This window comes from Gemmatimonadota bacterium (assembly GCA_040388535.1).
GTDB lineage: Bacteria > Gemmatimonadota > Gemmatimonadetes > Gemmatimonadales > GWC2-71-9 > Palsa-1233.
Genome location: JAZKBR010000002.1, coordinates 348,022 through 364,125, shown reverse-complemented (window position 1 = coordinate 364,125; position 16,104 = coordinate 348,022). Strand labels below are relative to the sequence as shown.

11 protein-coding genes are annotated in these 16,104 nt (G+C 66.0%); 1 reads left to right on the top strand and 10 read right to left on the bottom strand.

All coding sequences use genetic code 11. The features are described 5' to 3' along the window. Window positions 1-6: 6 nt before the first annotated feature. Together hutU and ftcD are read right to left on the bottom strand one after the other, a co-directional pair. The gene (hutU, locus tag V4558_05120; protein ID MES2304863.1) at window positions 7-1,650 is read right to left on the bottom strand and encodes a urocanate hydratase; all 1,644 of its coding nucleotides are present in this window, start codon (window positions 1,648-1,650) and stop codon (window positions 7-9) included. Between the two features lie 2 nt (window positions 1,651-1,652). Continuing rightward, complete coding sequence (gene ftcD / locus V4558_05115) at window positions 1,653-3,302, bottom strand: glutamate formimidoyltransferase (protein MES2304862.1); 1,650 nt, start codon at window positions 3,300-3,302, stop codon at window positions 1,653-1,655. Between the two features lie 143 nt (window positions 3,303-3,445). On the opposite strand from ftcD, the gene V4558_05110 reads away from it, so the two are divergent. After that, complete coding sequence (locus V4558_05110) at window positions 3,446-3,883, top strand: CBS domain-containing protein (GenBank protein MES2304861.1); 438 nt, start codon at window positions 3,446-3,448, stop codon at window positions 3,881-3,883. A gap of 12 nt (window positions 3,884-3,895) precedes the next feature. On the opposite strand, the gene V4558_05105 is transcribed toward V4558_05110, so the two are convergent. The 8 genes from V4558_05105 to V4558_05070 all read right to left on the bottom strand — a co-directional run bounded on the left by V4558_05105 (window position 3,896) and on the right by V4558_05070 (window position 16,052). Next, window positions 3,896-4,672, bottom strand: a complete 777-nt coding sequence (locus V4558_05105) for a hypothetical protein (protein ID MES2304860.1) — start codon at window positions 4,670-4,672, stop codon at window positions 3,896-3,898. After that, window positions 4,669-5,487, bottom strand: a complete 819-nt coding sequence (locus V4558_05100) for a dienelactone hydrolase family protein (GenBank protein ID MES2304859.1) — start codon at window positions 5,485-5,487, stop codon at window positions 4,669-4,671. The genes V4558_05105 and V4558_05100 overlap by 4 nt, the downstream gene beginning before the upstream one ends. Before the next feature lie 62 nt (window positions 5,488-5,549). Continuing rightward, the gene (locus tag V4558_05095) at window positions 5,550-6,983 is read right to left on the bottom strand and encodes a diguanylate cyclase (protein ID MES2304858.1); all 1,434 of its coding nucleotides are present in this window, start codon (window positions 6,981-6,983) and stop codon (window positions 5,550-5,552) included. Continuing rightward, window positions 6,983-7,930: a threonine/serine dehydratase gene (locus V4558_05090; GenBank protein ID MES2304857.1), complete on the bottom strand. Its 948-nt coding sequence runs from the start codon at window positions 7,928-7,930 to the stop codon at window positions 6,983-6,985. The genes V4558_05095 and V4558_05090 overlap by 1 nt, the downstream gene beginning before the upstream one ends. Then, the gene (gyrA, locus tag V4558_05085) at window positions 7,927-10,434 is read right to left on the bottom strand and encodes a DNA gyrase subunit A (GenBank protein MES2304856.1); all 2,508 of its coding nucleotides are present in this window, start codon (window positions 10,432-10,434) and stop codon (window positions 7,927-7,929) included. Before gyrA ends, V4558_05090 begins: the two co-directional genes overlap by 4 nt. A gap of 137 nt (window positions 10,435-10,571) precedes the next feature. Beyond that, a complete protein-coding gene (locus V4558_05080; GenBank protein MES2304855.1) occupies window positions 10,572-11,765 on the bottom strand; it encodes a hypothetical protein in 1,194 nt (397 codons plus the stop codon). A gap of 82 nt (window positions 11,766-11,847) precedes the next feature. Further along, window positions 11,848-14,946 carry an efflux RND transporter permease subunit gene (locus V4558_05075; GenBank protein ID MES2304854.1) on the bottom strand — a complete coding sequence of 1,033 codons (3,099 nt, stop codon included), beginning with the start codon at window positions 14,944-14,946 and terminating at the stop codon, window positions 11,848-11,850. Continuing rightward, window positions 14,943-16,052, bottom strand: a complete 1,110-nt coding sequence (locus tag V4558_05070) for an efflux RND transporter periplasmic adaptor subunit (protein ID MES2304853.1) — start codon at window positions 16,050-16,052, stop codon at window positions 14,943-14,945. The genes V4558_05075 and V4558_05070 overlap by 4 nt, the downstream gene beginning before the upstream one ends. Window positions 16,053-16,104: the final 52 nt, after the last annotated feature.

Sequence of the window (16,104 nt, the reverse complement as noted above, 5' to 3'; positions counted from 1 at the left end):
CGGCAATCACAGCGACGGCATATCGAGTCCGCGCTCGCGGCCGACGCGCTGCGCCAGTTCATAGCCGGCGTCAGCGTGGCGGATCACGCCCATCGCGGGGTCGTTGAGGAGGCAGCGCGAGAGCCGGAGGGCCGCCTCGTCGGTGCCATCGGCGACAGCGACCAGCCCCGAGTGCTGGGAATATCCCATGCCGACGCCGCCGCCGTGATGGAAGGACATCCACCCCGCGCCGCTGGCGATGCCGGTGGCGAAGTTGAGCAGGGCCCAGTCGCTCACGGCGTCGGAACCGTCCAGCATCGCCTCGGTTTCGCGATACGGCGACGCCACCGAGCCGGCGTCGAGGTGATCACGGCCGATGACAATCGGCGCCTTGAGTCGGCCGTCGCGCACCATTTCGTTGAACATCAGGCCGGCCTTGTCGCGCTCGCGGTAGCCGAGCCAGCAGATGCGCGCGGGCAACCCCTGAAAGGCAATCCGGTCACCAGCCCAGCCGAGCCATTTCTGCAAGCGCGCATCTGCTGGGAACAGATCCTTCATCGCGGCGTCGGTGGCGGCGATGTCTGCCGGATCACCCGAGAGTGCGACCCAGCGGAACGGGCCGCGTCCTTCGCAGAAGGAATCACGAATGAATGCCGGCACGAAGCCGGGGTAGTCGAACGCGTTGGCGAGCCCGCCGATCTGGGCCTGCGCGCGCAGATTGTTGCCGTAGTCAAAGGCGATGCTGCCACGACGCTGCAATTCGAGGATCGCCTCGACGTGCGTCACCATCGCCGCGCGTGTGCGCACGAGATACTCGTCGGGCTGCTTGCTCCGAAGCTCGTTGAGGTCTTCGTCGGGCTGCGCTGGCGGGAGGTAGCCCCACATCGGATCGTGGGCCGACGTCTGATCGGTGACCAGCTCCGGGGTGAAGCGACGCCGCACCATCTCCGGCAGCATTTCGGCGGCGTTGCCCAGCAGGCCGATCGAAACGGCGCGCTTTTCCTGGCGTGCCAGCTCCGCTCGCGAAATCGCATCGTCGAGTGAGGTCGCGACTTCATCGAGGTAGCGCGTCTCGAGCCGGCGCTGGATGCGGGATGCGTCGATTTCAATCGTGATTGACACGCCACCGGCGAGCGAGACGGCGAGCGGCTGCGCCCCGCCCATTCCGCCGAGTCCCGCAGTCACGGTGATGGTGCCGGCGAGGGTGCCGCCGAAGTGCTTGGCGGCAGCGGCGGCGAAGGTCTCGTAGGTGCCCTGCAGAATCCCCTGCGTCCCGATGTAGATCCACGACCCGGCCGTCATCTGGCCGTACATCATCAGGCCGAGCTTGTCGAGGCGATCGAACTCGTCCCAGGTTGCCCACTTGGGCACCAGGTTGGAATTGGCGAGCAGTACCCGCGGTGCGTGATCGTGAGTTCGCAGGACCGCGACCGGCTTGCCACTCTGGATCAGAAGCGTCTCATCGTTCTTCAGTCGATCGAGCGTCGCGACGATCCGGTGGTAGGCTTCCCAGTTCCGCGCCGCCTTGCCACGCCCACCATAGACGATCAGCTCTTCCGGCTTCTCGGCCACGTCGGGGTCGAGATTGTTCATCAGCATCCGCTTGGCGGCTTCCTGAATCCATCCCTGCGCGGTGCGGGTGTTGCCTCGGGGAGCGCGGATGACAGGCATGGTCAGATCTTCCCGTTCACAATGGCCAGGATCTCCGTCTCCAGCGCCTGCGCCTGCCGTTCGATCTCGGCGCCGCGACTGACGATATCGCTCGCGTACGCTTTGTCGGTGAGCGATGCCGCGTTGATCTTCACGTTCAGGAACGCCCCCATCACGGCCGAACGCGCGCAGAGGGCGCCCACGCCGGCGTCGGAGACGGAACTCTCCTGACCGGTGTCGGCCATCGACTTGATGAGGGTCATCGAGGCCAGCGCGGTTTCCATCACGCGGAACGGCACTTCGGTCGCGGCGCGGGTGGCTTCCTGGATGGCGGCGCGGCGGGCAGCCTTTTCGTCATCGGTAGCCTTCGGGAGTCCGAACGCCGTCATCACGCGGGTGAAGGCCGCGGTGTCTTCGTCGACCAGCGTGAGGAGGGTGCGCGTCTGCTGCTGGCCGGCATTGGCCTGATCGGAGAATTCCTTCCAGCGCTCGTCCCAGCCGCGTCGGTGGCTCGACAGGTTCGCGACCATCGTCCCGAGGGCAGCGCCGAGCGCGCCGATGTACGCCGCAATGGAGCCGCCACCGGGTGCCGGACTCTCGCTCGCGGTCTCGTAGGCGAAGTTCGTGAGTGACATCCCGACGAGTGGCGCGGCCGAATCGGATTGCAGCAAGTACTCGATGACCCGCTCCTCGGGGTGGAACGGCGCCAGCTCATCGAGGCCGAGGGAACGCACGGCGATACGCACAAGCTCGCGCTCCGGGACACCGGTGGAGCGTTGCTGCTTCTCGAGGAAGTAGCGGCCGGCATCGACGAGGCACTTGAGTGGCACCAGGCCGACCAGCTCGGAGCCGGTGACGCGAATGCCTCGCGCCGCCGCCGCCCGGGAGACTTCATCGAAAGCGACGTGGACCGGTGTGACTGCGAGATCCACGAGGTTGATCGACACCTGCGCGATGCCATACTCGGCGATGAACCAGCCAATCGCCTTGACGGCCTTGAGCGTGCCGGGCTGGGAGACTTCCTCTCCTGCGGCATTCTTGACCTTGCGACCTGCCTCGCGGATGTCGAATGCAATGGCATTGGCGCGGCGGGTCGAGGTGGTGTTGAGATTCACGTTGTAGGCCACGAGGAAATCGCGGGCTCCAATCACCGTGGCGCCGCGCGCTGCGTCGAAGCTGGCCGGGCCGAAATCGGGTCGCCACTCCGGCTTGACGATCTTCTGCGCGAGGCCTTCATACTCGCCCGCACGAATGGTGGCGAGGTTGCTGCGGTTCTTGTCCGGCTGAGCGGCCTCGTAGAGATAGACCGGAAGGTTGAGCTCGCGACCGACCCGCTCGGCGAGGCGACGGGCATATTCCACCGTCTCGGCCATCGTGATCCCGGAAATCGGAATCAGCGGGCAGACGTCGGTGGCCCCCATCCGCGGATGCTCGCCACTGTGATGACGCATGTCGATCAGGGTGCCGGCCACGCGAATGGCCTGGAATGCGGCCTCGATCACGGCGTCGGGATCGCCTACCAGGGTGACCACGGTGCGATTGGTGGCCTTGCCCGGGTCGACATTGAGCAAGCGTACGCCTTCGACCGCCGCAATGCTCGCGGTGATCTGCCGGATGACCTCGGGGTCGCGCCCCTCGGAGAAGTTCGGGACGCACTCGATGAGACGGATCATGGCCTGGCGGGGTGATGAGTCACGATATGTCCGGATTGCAGAGAATCGTAAGCGGGGGTGCGACGAAAGCAGAGAGCCGGCACCTCTGGCAGAGTGGACGCCAGATCGGTAGTATCAAGGTTCCCAGGCACAAGGAATCGTCGATGGAGACAGTCCGCGAACTTCTGGCCCAGAAGGGCCGTGAGCTTCTGATGGTGTCGCCCAGCACGACCGTACTGCAGGCCGCGCAGATGATGAATGACCGCGGCACGGGCAGCGTACTCGTCACCGAAGATGGTACACTTGCCGGCATCTTCACCGAACGCGACCTGATGCGTCGCGTCGTGGCGGTTGACCGGCTGCCAGGTGCCACCACGGTCGCCGAAGTGATGACCTCGTCGCTGATCACCTGTACGCCCGACGCGACCCTCGACGACTGCGGCGCCGTCATGAGTGAGCGCCGGATTCGTCACCTGCCCGTGCTGGGCCCCAACGGGGTCGAAGGGGTCGTGACCACGGGCGACCTGCTCGCGCACGAGCTGAAGGAGAAGGACAGCAAGATCGCCCAACTCGAAAGCTTCGTCTTCTACGTCCGAAGCTGACGGGCGCCGGGCCTAACGCCCGGCCTCGGTCACGCCGCTGTAGCTCCCGTCGCGTGGATGTCCCGGCGGATGCCTCCAGAGCATCCGCCGCACGGTCCCCGGCCCGATCCCGCGAATCACCATCCCATCGCCTTCAAACCACGCCACCGAATCGGTGCCCCACAGCAACGGGTCGTGTCCTTCGGTGGTGAGTGTCGTCGCCTTGACGACCGGACCCTGGGCGCAGATTCCGCCGCCGGCACAGCGCGTGATGTAGGCGAACGGCGGTGTACCGACCCAGAGCTGGAAGAACGAGTCCGCTCGCGCGACCTCGGCACCGGTGGCCGCGACGGCACGCGCCGGCTCCGGCGGCGTCGAGAGGAGCCAGCTCCCGCGCGCGCTTCGCACATAGAGGGTGTTGCCGCTGCCACCCCACGCAATCATCGTGATCCGCCCGGCGCTGTCGGGCACCGGCAGTTGCCGCTCAGCGCCGTTCAGCAGGTTCATCAGGATCACTTCATTCGCGCTCGTGGCGAGGGTATCGCGCGCCCGCAGGAAGGCCACCGCGTCGCCGCGCAGGTTGATCCGGGGCATCGATTCGCGCAACGGCGTGAAGGTGAGTTGTACAATGGTGCCGCCACCCGCCGGCACCACGAAGAGATCGGTATTGCCATCGACCCCCTCGCCCACGAAGACCACGATCGGTTCTTCTCCCACCTTGATGCGATTCCGGAGCGGCGAGAGGTTGCACGCCGCGGCAGTCAGGAGGAGCGCGAGTGCCGCGAGCGTGCGGTAGTGCAATGGCTTCACTTCCCCTCGAGCCGCTTGGCGAAGAAGGCGTCGATGTTGCCGAGGGCGCGTTCGGCCTCCGGCGTGCCGGATCCCTTGCGACCGGGCTTGAGGAAACCGTGGCCGGTCCCGGGATAGCTATCGGCGCTGAAGGGAATCTTCAGGTCGCCGAGAATCCGCTGCTCGAGTGGAATCATCGCGTTGACGCGCATGTCATTCTCGCCAAAGACGCCGAGGACGGGTGCCTTGATGGTCTTCAGCAGCAGCGTGTCGGCCAGCGGCCCGTAACACACCACGGCGGCCTTGAGCTTCGGATTGGCGGAGGCATAGCGCCAGACGGTGCCGCCACCCCAGCAGAAGCCGATGACGCCGGTGCGATCCTTCGATGCGGCGGGTAGGGCATTGATGTAGCGATAGGCGGCATCGAGGTCAGCGTTCACGCCGTCGGGTGTGAGCTGCGCGACCAGCTTGCGGCCGCTGTCGGGGCTTGCGGGCGAGGTGCCCCAGCGGGACGAGAGGAGGTCGGGCACCACCGCGATGTAGCCCTTCGCCGCGAAGTGATCGGCCATCGTCGGCTCCCAGTCGGTCATCCCGAAGATCTCATGGATGACGATGACGGTGGGCGCCTTGTCCTTCCGCTCTGGGTAGGCCACGTAGGCACGGATGGAGTCGCCCTTGGCGTTGGCGAACTTCACCCATTCGCCGTGGGTCGTGACGGGGTCAAGCGTGATGGTGGTATGGCGTGGGCGACCGACGAGCAGGCCAGCGGCGAGCCCGGCGACCAGGGTCAGGCCGGCGATAACCGGCGTAGCGGCGATGCCGCGAGTGGGGCGCATGGGGAGCTCCGGGAGGGAGGGGAGACCCCTAAGATATCCGCGCCGGGGAGGTTCCGGCGGGGCTAGTCTCTGTAGCGGTTACGCCCCGCGCGCTTGGCCTTGTAGAGGTTTTCGTCGGCCAGCTTGAGGAGCGATTCGTCGTCGGCGGCGCGGTCATCGGGGAAGGTGGCCAGGCCCGCGCTCACGGTGACCGAGATCGGTGCCGATTCCTCGCCGAAGTTGTGCTGCGCGACGCGGCGCAGGATCCGGTCGACGAAGAGCCTGGCACCGGTGCCGCCCGTTTCGGGGAGCAGCACCACGAACTCCTCGCCACCATAGCGTGCGAGGATGTCCATCGTGCGCAGTTCGCGACGCAGGATGGTCACGATCTGCTGCAACACCGTGTCACCCACATGATGGCCGTGGGTGTCATTGATCCGCTTGAAATCATCGACATCGAACAGCGCGACGGTGACGACCTGGTCGTAGCGTCGCGCACGATCGAGTTCCTCGCGGAGCCGCTCGTTGAGCACGCGACGATTGGCGCAGCCCGTGAGTGGGTCGGTGTCGGCGAGCTGACGCAGTTGTTGGTGTCCCTGCGACGTCTGCTCGAGATCGTATGCTTTCTCGAGCGCGGTCACGGCGGCCTCGATGACCTGCTCGGCGAAGCCCAGATCGAGACGATTCAGTGGCGGATCATCGGCGGTAGTGCGCAGGAAGAAGACGCCCGCGAGGCGGCCGTTGATCGGGAACGGCAGCGCGATGACCGACCTGGTGCGCGACGCCGCGTTGGCCTCGGTCGCGATGATCATCCGCACGTCCTGATAGAGCGGGTCGGCATTGACGTCGCCGACCATCACCGTCTCGCCGGTGCGCAGCGCGCGCAGGATCTCGGGGTACTTCGCGAGCTCCACCTTCAGTTCGCGCAGCGTGGGGTTCTCGTAGGCCGCGACGACGGTACCTTCGTCGGCGCCGGGTGCGGCGAGCACCACTGAGCAGCGTGCGATCCGGAGCCCCTGCGCCACGCGACGGACGAGGATCTGGTAGATCTCGTCCGGGTTGTGGGTCGCGGTGACTTCCTTGAGGATCGCCACCATCTCAGCACGCGAGCGGACCTCGGCCCGTGCCTTGTTGAGCTCGCGGCCGACGCGGAGGTGGGCCTTGATGCGCGAGAGGAGTTCACGCACGCGATAGGGGCGCTTGACGATATCGGCGGCGACCAGGCCGTACGGTTCGAGCACGGCGGGATCGAAACCGGGATCGGTGAGGACGAAGAGAGGAACATCCTTGTAGCGGAGATCGGCGCGCACGCCAGCGAGTCGGTCCATCGTGCCGGCGTCGGCGTTGGCGAGATCGACGACCAGGAGATCGTACTCCTCCTGCTCGAGACGCTCGAGGAGTTGCGGTCCACCCTGCGCGGTCACAACATCGTAGCCGTTCTCCTTGAGGACCCAGGAGAGCGTGCGGGCGAGCGCGGTGTCTTCAGTGGCGAGCAGCAGCCGGGGGTTGAGCTGCATCAGCTGACCAGAGCGTCGTAGCGCGCCGGATCGACGTTGCCGCCACTGGCGACAACGACGGCCGGCCCGCGTGGTCGGAATCGTCCCGAGAGGAGGGCCGCCGTGGTGACCGCACCCGAGGGCTCCACGCGAACGCCCCGGACCGCCAGCCATTTCATGGCGGCGGTGATGTCATCATCGGTCACGGCTACAACCTCGTGGACAGTGGACTGAAAGACCGGCCAGGTGAGTTCCCCCACCGACCGGGTAAGCAGTCCATCTGCGAGGCTTGTGCCAGCGGCCAGGGTTTCGGGGTGCCCGGCCTGGATCGCGGCCGAAAGCTTGGGGATTCCGGCCGGTTCGACCCCCACCACGGTCACGTCGGGGCGCAATGCCCGGACCGCAGCGCAGATTCCGGCGAGGAGCCCCCCACCGCCCACCGGGACCAGGATGGTGGTGACTTCCGGCCAGGCCTCGAGGATCTCGAGACCGCAGGTCCCCTGACCTGCCATCACATCTGGGTGGTCGTAGGGGGGGATCATCGAGAGCCCCCGCTCTTTGACCAGTCGGGCGGCCTCCACCGTCTGCTCGGGACCACGGATCTTCCCGATCTGGACCACTTCGCCCCCGAATTCCCTCACCCCGGCCACCTTGATGGCTGGAGCCGACTCCGGCATGACCACCACCGCCGGGATTCCGTGGCGATTTGCGGCGAAAGCGACCCCGAGACCGTGGTTGCCGCTCGAAGAGGTCACCACCCCGCGCTGGCGCTTCTCGGGATCCAGGCGCCTGACTGCGGTCCAGGCGCCACGGATCTTGAAGGCGCCAATCGGCTGCAGATGTTCGGCCTTGAGCCGGACATCGATACCGGGGACCAACCCCTCTAACGGAACCAGCGGGGTCCGTTCGGCAATGCCGACGAGCCCCGCTGCCGCTTCACGAAGATTGTCGAGGGAGGGGCCGGTCACCCCTCCTCCGCCGGACCGTCGTCGCCTCCGGGAGCGGGCACACCTTCGAGCCCCTCTTCGGCGCCGTCGTCTTCTTCCTTCTGCACCCGCGCGACGTCGACGATCCGATCGTCGGTGTCGAGGTTCATCAGCTTGACGCCCTGCGTGTTGCGGCCGGAGACCCGGATCCCTTCGACCGGGCAGCGGATAATGACGCCACCCTTGGTGATCATCATCAGCTCGTCCTCGGGCACGACATCCTTGAGGGCGATGAGCCGGCCGGTCTTCTCGGTCTGCTGCATCGTGATGATCCCCTTGCCGCCGCGACGCTGGACGCGGTAATCGGCGACCATCGACCGCTTGCCGATCCCCTTCTCGCTCACGACCAGCAGTTCGGCGCGCTCGCGGACAACGACCATGCCGATGACCCGGTCGTCGGTGTCGAGTTCGATGCCCTTGACGCCGGCCGTGGCACGGCCCATCTCGCGGACATCGCTCTCGTGGAAGCGAATGCTCATTCCCGACGAGGTGGCGAGCACGATGTCATCGTTGCCGCGGGTCTTCTGCACGTCGATGAGTTCGTCGTCGGCGTCGATGTTGATGGCATTGATACCGACGGTGCGGACGTTGCCGTACGCCGACATCACCGTCTTCTTCACGGTGCCGTTGCGCGTGGCGAACATCAGCCATTCGTCGTCGCCGAAGGTGCGGACTGGCACCAGCGAGGCGATCCGTTCGTGCTCGCGGATGTTGATGCAGTTGACGATCGGCTTGCCGCGCGCGTTGCGCCCGCCCTGCGGGATCTCGTGCACCTTGAGCCAGTAGACGGTACCGCGATCGGAGAAGAACATCAGGTAATCGTGCGTCGAGGCGATGAAGAGATGCTCGACCCAGTCGGTTTCCTTGGTGTCCATCCCGGTGAGGCCGCGGCCGCCGCGACGCTGGCGCCGGTAGGTGGTGACCGGAATCCGCTTGATGTAGCCGGTGTGCGAGACGGTGATCACCATGTCTTCTTCGGCGATCAGGTCTTCGACCGAGAACTCGCCCTGATCCTTGAGGATTTCGGTGCGGCGCGCATCGCCGTAGGTAGCGGCGAGTTCGTCGACCTCTCCGACCAGGATCTTCTCGCGCCGTTCACGCGACGCCAGGATGCTCTCGAGTTCGGCAATGGTCGCCAGCACTTCGGCGAGTTCGGCTTCCAGCTTGCTGATCTCGAGGCCGGTGAGCCGTGCGAGCCGCATGTTGAGGATGGCATCGCTCTGCGCCTCGGTGAAGCCGAAGCGCGCGCGCAGCCGGGTGTCGGCGGTCGGTGTGTCGGCCGAGGAGCGAATGATCGCGATGACTTCGTCGATGTTGTCGACGGCGATCTTGAGGCCGCGCAGGATGTGTTCCCGCTTCTTCGCCTCGGCGAGATCGAACTCGGTCCGCCGCACGATGATGACGTGGCGGTGGTCGATGAAGTGCTGCAGGATCTCCTTGAGCGGCATCACCTTCGGCGCGCCGTTGACCAGCGCGAGGTTGATGACGCCGAAGGTGCTCTGCATTGCGGTGTGCTTGTAGAGCCCGTTGAGCACGACCTGCGGGATCGCATCGCGCTTGAGCTCGACGACAAGCCGCATGCCCTCGCGGTCGGACTCGTCGCGAACGCCGGTGATCCCTTCGATCCGCTTCTCGGAGGCCAGGTCGGCAATCGCGATCGCGAGGTTGGCCTTGTTGACCTGGTACGGCAACTCGGTGATCACCAGCGCGTTCTTGCCGGTCCGCTCGTTCTCCTCGATGCGCACGCGTGCGCGCATGATCACCTTGCCGCGGCCGGTCTCGTAGGCGTCGCGGATCCCGTGTTCACCGTAGATGTAGCCACCGGTGGGGAAGTCGGGACCCTTGATGTGCTGGAGGAGGTCGTCGGTGGTGCACTCGGGATGCTTCACCAGCGCGGCGATGGCCTTGGCCACCTCGCGAAGATTGTGCGGCGGGATGTTCGTCGCCATGCCGACGGCAATGCCGCTCGACCCGTTGATCAGCAGGTTCGGGAGCTTGGCCGGCAGCACCGACGGCTCTTCGCGCTGGTCATCGAAGTTCGGAATGAAATTGACGGTGTTCTTGTCAATGTCCTCGAGCATCTCGAGGGCGATGCGCGTGAGTCGCGCCTCGGTGTATCGATAGGCTGCCGCGCGATCGCCGTCGACCGAGCCGAAGTTTCCCTGACCGTCGACCAGCGGGTACCGCAGCGAGAAGGTCTGCACCATGCGCACGAGCGCTTCGTACACCGAGGAGTCGCCGTGCGGGTGATACTTGCCGAGCACGTCGCCCACGACCGTCGCCGACTTCTTGTAGGCGCGATTGGGCATCAGGCCGAGCTCGTTCATCGCGTAGAGAATGCGGCGATGTACCGGCTTGAGGCCGTCGCGCACATCGGGCAGCGCGCGCGAGACAATGACGCTCATCGAGTAGTTGATGAACGACTGCTGCAGCTCGTCTTCGATGAGGCGCGGGAGGATGCGTTCGCGGGAATTCGGCGCGGTCATCTGGGTCCGGAGTACGGGGAGTCGGCGATCGTCGCGCGAGGCGGACGGAAACAGCGAAATATAGCCGTTCCACCCCCGCAAATGAAGGGGGGTGGCACGGTTCTAAGTTGTTGCAATGTCACAGCTTAGGGGATGCCTTACGGCGGGGTGCGCTGACCCCCGACCAGCCGCTTGATCCAGAGGTAGTGCAATCCCAGCTCCACCGACGCGGTGGCCCCGATCAGGCCCGGGGGAAAGGGGACCTTGACGGCGGCATCCAGTGCCGGGAACTGCATCGGCAGCTGGACCATCACGTTTGGTCGTGTTGGCGCGATGTCCCGGCTGAGGGCCACCACCCCGAGTCCGGCATCCTGGAAGATGTCGGCGACGGCGACGTTGGGGCAGTCATAGTTGGCGTAGCCGAGCCAGAGCATACCGTCGCCCGCGCGTGCTTCCCGTTCTCGGAGCTTGCCGGCAATGTCCCACCGCCACTCGACGTGCCGAAAAGGCGAGCCGACGGAGTCGCGTGGCAGCTCATCCGAGAGATAGTGGCCGCACGTCGCCACCAGCAATTGCCCACCGCGGGCTCGGCGTGCGCGGAGTGAGTCAGCGGCCCGGCGGACCAGGGCCTGGTGGCTGAGCGTGGCATCCGCAGCAAGAATGGCATCGATCGCATCCAGGTAGGCCGCGCCAAGGGTTCCGGCAGCCACACGCGGCGGCTCCGGTGCTGTGAACATCCTGAACCGGACCCCGCCGTTGAAGCCCTCTGCCCCCGGCGCGAGCACGGAGCGGTACGAGCCTGCTTGCCACCCTCCGCGCGTCGCAGCGGCAACGAACTCGACGTAGAGTGTCCAACCCACAATGATGTTTGCGACCCCGTTCATCGCGGCGTGGGAGCTTGAGCCATCGGGTGCCCCGTTGTCGAGCACCCGCTGTCCCAGTCGAAGCGTCGGCCGATCCGTTGTTGATCCGATGGTCACGACGGGTCGCCCCTGACCGAGGTATCGCTCCACGAGCATCGCGGCAGCGAGCCCCTGATCCCAGGAGCGGATCGGGAGGATTACCACTCCACGAGCTGCCGGATCATCGGCGTTTCCAGTCTCCGGTGGTCCACCGGCACGCCAGTACCACTCCATCCACGCGGCAGCGTCGAATCCTTTCGGAACCAGAAAGCGCGCGGTGGAGTCGGCACCAAAGATGCGCGCGGCATACTCCGCGGCCTCGGTGATGGCTGGGAGACTGCTTCGAATGGCGGCAACGCGTCGACGCAGTTCCCCGATTTCGGGGGTAAGGTCCTGCGCGGCGGCGAACGACGGCGTGAGCAACAACGAGGCGAGCAGCCATCGTAGCATCGAGACACTCCCGGTCGGGGTGTGCCACAAGCATTGCGCCCTCCGCACCGCCGGGGCAAGAGCCCGACGGGACCGTCGGCCGTCAGTTCCCCGTCGTCACCTCATCACGCTTCCGGAAGCGGTCGAGCCAGACGTAGACCACGGGCGTCACGAAGAGGGTGATCAACTGGGAGAAGGCGAGGCCACCTACGACGGCCACGCCGAGGGGACGACGCGACTCGGCCCCGGCCCCGGCACCAAGGGCGATCGGAAGGGTGCCCATCAGGGCGGCCATCGTGGTCATCATGATCGGCCGGAAGCGGACGAGGCAGGCCTCGACAATCGCATCGTGCGGTGCCTTGCCGTGCATGCGTTCGGCCTCCACGGCGAAGTCGATCATCATGATCGCGTTCTTCTTGACGAGGCCTATCAGCATGATGATGCCGACGAAGGCATAGACCGAGAGATCCATGTGGAAGATGGCCAGCGTGAGCAGCGCACCGAAACCGGCGAAGGGGAGCCCGGAGAGAATCGTCAGCGGATGAATGAAGCTCTCGTACAGCACGCCGAGCACGATGTAGATCACCACGATCGCCAGCAGCAACAGCACCGAGAGCCCGCGCTGAGCATCCTGGAAGGCCTGGGCCGTCCCGCTGAACGCTGCCGTGATCGACTGCGGCAGCAGTTGCCGGCCGAGGTTGTCGACAGCGGTCACGGCATCGCCAATGGCGACACCCGGCGCGAGGTTGAACGACAGCGTCACTGAAGGGAGCTGGCCCGAGTGGTTCACCGTGAGCGGCCCGACGCCTTCGGTGATCTTCGCGAGTGCGTTCACCGGAACCAGGTTGCCCGACTTCCCGCGGACCGAGAGCAGTGACAAGGCCGACAGGTCGTGCTGGTATTGCGGCAGCAACTCCAGGACGACCCAGTACTGGTTGTCATCGGTGTAGATGGTCGAGACCTGACGCGCGCCATAGGCATTGTAGAGCGCGGTCTGCACCTGCTCCATCGTGACGCCGAGCGCCGAAGCGCGCTCGCGGTCGATATCGACACGCACCTGCGGATTCTTGATCTGCAAGTCGCTGGTCACGTCGCGAAGCCCGGGCAGGTCGTGCAGCTTTCCCTCCAGCACCTGCGCCGTCTGATAGAGCTCGTCGATGTCGGAGCCCTGCAGGGTGTACTGGTACAGGCTCTTCGACTGCCGGCCGCCGATGTTGATGACCGGCGGGTTCTGCACGAAGGCACGCAGGCCAGGCACCTTGGCCAGCTTGGCCGTGAGTTCACGGGCAAGCTGGTCGGCTGAAACGTCGCGGTCGGCGCGATCGGCCAGGTGAAGGATCATCCGCCCCTGATTCGAGGTAGCGCCGCCACCACCACCGCCAACCGCCGAATAGAAGCCAGTCACACGACTGTCACTCTTGATGATGTCCATCGCGAGCACCTGGTGCCGCATCATCGTCTCGAACGATGACCCCTCCGCCGTTTCGGTGGTGACCCGCAACTGGCCCTGATCTTCACTGGGGATGAAGCCCTTGGGGACGTACCGCGCCAGCCCGACGGTGAGTACGAGGACGAGTGCCGAGAAGGCGAGCGTGAGGCGAGGGCGCGCCATCACCTTGTGCAGGGTCCGTTCGTACCAGTTCAACGCGCCGCTGTAGACGCCCTCGGTGAAGGCGAAGAGTCGGCCGAGGATGCCCTTCGCTTCGGGCGCGCCGTGTCCGTGCGCCTGCATCCGCAGGAAGCGCGAGCAGAGCATTGGTGTGAGGGTGAGCGAGACAAACCCCGACACGAGAATGGCGACGCTGATGGTGATGGCGAATTCGCGGAAGAGCCGACCGATCAGCCCGCCGAGAAAGACGATGGGAATGAAGACGGCCACGAGCGAGAGCGTCATCGAGAGAATCGTGAAGCCGATCTCTGATGACCCGTCGAAGGTCGCGGTCCGGACGTCCTTCCCCATCTCGGTGTGACGGACGATGTTCTCGAGCATCACGATCGCGTCGTCGACGACGAACCCCACCGAAAGCGTGAGCGCCATCAGCGAGAGGTTATCCAGCGAGTAGCCCAGCATGTCCATCGCGGCGAAGGTCGCGATGAGCGACATCGGCAGCGCGAGGGACGGAATGATGGTGGCAGAGACGTTGCGCAGGAAGACGAAGATCACGCAGACGACGAGGAAGAGCGTGAGGTAGAGCGTGAACTTCACGTCGTGCACCGAATCCTGAATCGACACCGAACGGTCATAGATCGTGGTGACCTTCACCGACGGGGGCAGCTGGCTGCCGAGGCGCGCCATCTCGTCGCGGACTGCCTGCGCCACGGCAACGGTATTGGTGCCGGGTTGCCGCTGCACCGCGAGCACGATGCCGCGGGTGCCGTTGTACCACGCCGCTGCCTTGGTGTCCTGCACGCTGTCGAGCACCTGGCCGAGGTCACCGAGCCGGACAGGGGAGGAACCGTGCCACGCCACAACCAGTGGGCGCAGTGCTGCCGCGTTGCGCAGCTGACCATCGACCTCCACCGCGTAGGCCTTGTCGGTGCCCCAGAGAATGCCGGTGGGGAGGTTGACGTTGCCGTCGCCGATCGCGGTGACAACCTCGTCGATGCCGACGCCGCGCGCCGCAAGCGCCTGCGGGTCGAGCTGGATGCGAACCGCGTACTTCTGCGAGCCGAAGACCTGGACCTGCGCCACGCCGGCAACCGTGGAGAGTCGCTGGCCAATGACGGTCTGGCCGTAGTTGTCGAGGGTCGCGAGTGGCAGTGTAGGCGAAGTCAGCGCGAAGAGAATGATCGGTGCGGCCGACGGGTCGACCTTGCGGTACGACGGCGGCAGCACGTCGCGCGGCAGGGTGCGCTGCGCCTGGGCAATCGCCGCCTGCACATCGGCGGCCGCCGCGTCGACGCTGCGATCGAGACCGAACTGCAGCGTGATCGAGGTCGCACCGGATTGCGATGTCGAGGTGATGGCGTCGAGGCCGGCAATGGTCGAGAATTGCTTCTCGAGCGGCGTGGCGACCGCCGCGGCCATCGTCTCGGGCGACGCGCCGGAAAGCGAGGCGTTGACGGACACGGTGGGGTAATCAACGGTAGGGAGGTCGGCCACCGGGAGGCGCTGATACGACGCGATGCCGAACACGAGCAGGCCGGCCATGATCAGCGTCGTCATCACCGGCCGGCGAATCCACGGCGCAGAGAGATTCACTTCGACTTCTCCGCACCCCGCACCGAGACCTTGCTGCCGTCGACGAGTTTGAGCTGCCCGTCGATCACGACCCGATCACCCTCATGAATGCCGCTGTTGAGCACCGCCAGCGAGTCGGTGGTGCGGCGCACCTGCACCGGTCGCAGGCGCGCGGTGCTGCTTGAATCGATGACCCACACCACTGTCCCCGACTGACCGTTCTGCACCGCGGCGCGCGGCACCACGACAACGCCCCGTTCGAGCTCGAGGCGCAACGTCACCCGCACCAGCGCTCCCGGCCAGAGCACGCCGCCCGGATTCGGGAACTCGGCCTTGAGCGCTACGGTGCCGGTGGTCGGATCCACCGCGTTGTCGAGAAAGACGAGGCGTCCGGTCTGCGGCGCGGAGGCAGCCGAGTCAGAGATGGCGGTCGCGGTCACGACGAGACTGCCGCTGGCCCGACGCCGCACGGCATCGAACTGGTCGGCGGCCACAGGGAAGCGCACCCGGATCGGCGAGATCTGGTTGATCACCACCATCGGTTCGCCACTGTTGGCGCGCACGAGGTTCCCTTCGCGCAACAGGAAGGTGCCGGCGCGGCCGCTGATCGGGGCCGTGATCGATGCGCGCTGGAGATTGATTTGCGCCTGGGTGACCTGGGCCGAATCGAGGCGAAGTGTCGCCGTCTGGGTCGCGGCATTGGCGCGCGCCTGATCAAGCTGTTGCTGGGTGAGATACTGTTGGGCCGAGAGCGTTTCGACCCGCTTGAGGTCGAGCAGGACGGCGGCGGCCTGCGCCGCGTCGCGGGCGAGGGCCGCTTCGGCCTGGCTCAGCGCTGCCCGGTATTGTCGCGGATCGATCTCGAAGAGGAGCTGCCCGGCGGTGACCGGCTGGCCTTCGGAAAAGGCGACTCGGGTCAGGACGCCACCAACCTGGGCCTCGATCGCGACCGAACGGGTCGGTTCGGCCGTCCCGGTCGCTTCGACCAGGAGCGGGACATCCTGACGCGTTGCTGAGGCAACGGATACCGGGGGAGGCGCGGACGGGGCAGGGCTCTTCTTGGTGCAGGCTGCAGTCCCGACCACGAGAAGTACTGCATACGTGGCGAGATCATTGGGTCGTGGCATCAGGGAGTATCCAGTGCACGGGGGCCGAATCGAGGGATCCCCAAGGGATCCC

Coding starts and splice junctions, on each gene's coding strand:
- hutU (MES2304863.1), bottom strand. CDS start 1,650: ATGCCTGTCATCCGCGCTCCCCGAGGCAACACCCGCACCGCGCAGGGA.
- ftcD (MES2304862.1), bottom strand. CDS start 3,302: ATGATCCGTCTCATCGAGTGCGTCCCGAACTTCTCCGAGGGGCGCGAC.
- V4558_05110 (MES2304861.1), top strand. CDS start 3,446: ATGGAGACAGTCCGCGAACTTCTGGCCCAGAAGGGCCGTGAGCTTCTG.
- V4558_05100 (MES2304859.1), bottom strand. CDS start 5,487: ATGCGCCCCACTCGCGGCATCGCCGCTACGCCGGTTATCGCCGGCCTG.
- V4558_05095 (MES2304858.1), bottom strand. CDS start 6,983: ATGCAGCTCAACCCCCGGCTGCTGCTCGCCACTGAAGACACCGCGCTC.
- gyrA (MES2304856.1), bottom strand. CDS start 10,434: ATGACCGCGCCGAATTCCCGCGAACGCATCCTCCCGCGCCTCATCGAA.
- V4558_05080 (MES2304855.1), bottom strand. CDS start 11,765: ATGCTACGATGGCTGCTCGCCTCGTTGTTGCTCACGCCGTCGTTCGCC.
- V4558_05070 (MES2304853.1), bottom strand. CDS start 16,052: ATGCCACGACCCAATGATCTCGCCACGTATGCAGTACTTCTCGTGGTC.